Annotated in this window: 1 rRNA gene (cut by both window edges); it reads left to right on the top strand. The window is 54.1% G+C overall.

Going from position 1 to position 2,500, the window contains the following annotated elements:
* Window positions 1-2,500, top strand: a 23S ribosomal RNA gene (locus IAE60_RS05065) (it extends past both window edges: 181 nt to the left, 198 nt to the right).

The following is a 2,500-nucleotide window of genomic DNA, read 5'->3' on the forward strand; positions in this document are numbered from 1 at the left end:
GTGAACTGAAATATCTAAGTAACCGGAGGAAAAGAAATCAACCGAGATTCCCTGAGTAGTGACGAGCGAACGGGGACCAGCCCTTAAGCTGGATTGGTTTTAGAAGAACAGTCTGGAAAGACTGGCCATAGACGGTGACAGCCCGGTATTCGAAAAGACCTTTTCAGTGAAGACGAGTAAGGCGGGGCACGAGAAACCCTGTCTGAACATGGGGGGACCATCCTCCAAGGCTAAATACTCCTGACCGACCGATAGTGAACCAGTACCGTGAGGGAAAGGCGAAAAGAACCCCGGAGAGGGGAGTGAAATAGATCCTGAAACCGTGTGCGTACAAGCAGTAGGAGCCCGCAAGGGTGACTGCGTACCTTTTGTATAATGGGTCAGCGACTTACTGTTCGTGGCAAGCTTAACCGTATAGGGGAGGCGAAGGGAAACCGAGTCTGATAAGGGCGCATAGTCGCGGGCAGTAGACCCGAAACCGGGTGATCTAGTCATGCCCAGGGTGAAGGTGCCGTAACAGGTACTGGAGGCCCGAACCCACTCCCGTTGCAAAGGTAGGGGATGAGGTGTGATTAGGAGTGAAAAGCTAATCGAACCCGGAGATAGCTGGTTCTCCTCGAAAGCTATTTAGGTAGCGCCTCGTATGAATCTTCTTGGGGGTAGAGCACTGTTATGGCTAGCGGGACATCGCGTCTTAGCAAACCATGGCAAACTCCGAATACCAAGACAGAATGTACGGGAGACACACGGCGGGTGCTAACGTCCGTCGTGAAAAGGGAAACAACCCAGACCCACAGCTAAGGTCCCAAATTTCGTGCTAAGTGGAAAACGATGTGGAAAGGCACAGACAGCCAGGAGGTTGGCTTAGAAGCAGCCACCCTTTAAAGAAAGCGTAATAGCTCACTGGTCGAGTCGGTCTGCGCGGAAGATTTAACGGGGCTAAGCACGAAACCGAAGCTTGGGGTGCATAACTTTGTTATGCGCGGTAGAGGAGCGTTCCGTAAGCCTGCGAAGGTGGCTTGAGAAGGCTGCTGGAGGTATCGGAAGTGCGAATGCTGACATGAGTAACGATAATGCGGGTGAAAAGCCCGCACGCCGAAAGCCCAAGGTTTCCTTGCGCAACGTTAATCGACGCAGGGTTAGTCGGTCCCTAAGGCGAGGGCGAAAGCCGTAGTCGATGGGAAGCAGGTTAATATTCCTGCACCTCGCGTGAGTGCGATGGAGGGACGGAGAAGGTTAGGTGTACCGGGCGTTGGTTGTCCCGGGGAAAGGCGGTAGGTTTGGATCTTTGGCAAATCCGGGATCCTTTAAGACCGAGCACCGAGACGAGCCCTTTAGGGCGAAGTCACTGATACCACGCTTCCAGGAAAAGCTCCTAAGCTTCAGCTCACGCAGACCGTACCGTAAACCGACACAGGTGGGTAGGATGAGAATTCTCAGGCGCTTGAGAGAACTCGGGTGAAGGAACTAGGCAACATGGCACCGTAACTTCGGGAGAAGGTGCACCCTCTTTGGTGGCCCATGCGGGCTATAGCTGAGGGGGGTCGCAGAAACCAGGCCGCTGCGACTGTTTATCAAAAACACAGCACTCTGCAAACACGAAAGTGGACGTATAGGGTGTGACGCCTGCCCGGTGCTGGAAGGTTAATTGATGGGGTCAGCCGCAAGGCGAAGCTCTTGATCGAAGCCCCAGTAAACGGCGGCCGTAACTATAACGGTCCTAAGGTAGCGAAATTCCTTGTCGGGTAAGTTCCGACCTGCACGAATGGCGTAACGACAGCGGCGCTGTCTCCACCCGAGACTCAGTGAAATTGAAATCGCTGTGAAGATGCAGCGTTCCCGTGGCAAGACGGAAAGACCCCGTGAACCTTTACTATAGCTTTACATTGAACGTTGAGTTCGTCTGTGTAGGATAGGTGGGAGGCTATGAAACCGAGGCGCTAGCTTCGGCGGAGCCAACCTTGAAATACCACCCTGATGTGCTTGACGTTCTAACCTAGGTCCGTAATCCGGATCGGGGACCATGTATGGTGGGTAGTTTGACTGGGGCGGTCTCCTCCCAAAGAGTAACGGAGGAGCTCGAAGGTACGCTCAGCGCGGTCGGACATCGCGCACTGTGTGCAAAGGCATAAGCGTGCTTGACTGCGAGATCGACGGATCAAGCAGGTACGAAAGTAGGACTTAGTGATCCGGTGGTTCTGTATGGAAGGGCCATCGCTCAACGGATAAAAGGTACTCCGGGGATAACAGGCTGATACCGCCCAAGAGTTCATATCGACGGCGGTGTTTGGCACCTCGATGTCGGCTCATCACATCCTGGGGCTGTAGTCGGTCCCAAGGGTATGGCTGTTCGCCATTTAAAGTGGTACGCGAGCTGGGTTCAGAACGTCGTGAGACAGTTCGGTCCCTATCTGCCATGGGCGTTGGAAGTTTGAGAGGGGCTGCTCCTAGTACGAGAGGACCGGAGTGGACGAACCTCTGGTGTTCCGGTTGTCACGCC

Origin of the sequence: Pseudoxanthomonas mexicana (assembly GCF_014397415.1) — a bacterium.
Lineage (GTDB): Bacteria > Pseudomonadota > Gammaproteobacteria > Xanthomonadales > Xanthomonadaceae > Pseudoxanthomonas_A > Pseudoxanthomonas_A mexicana.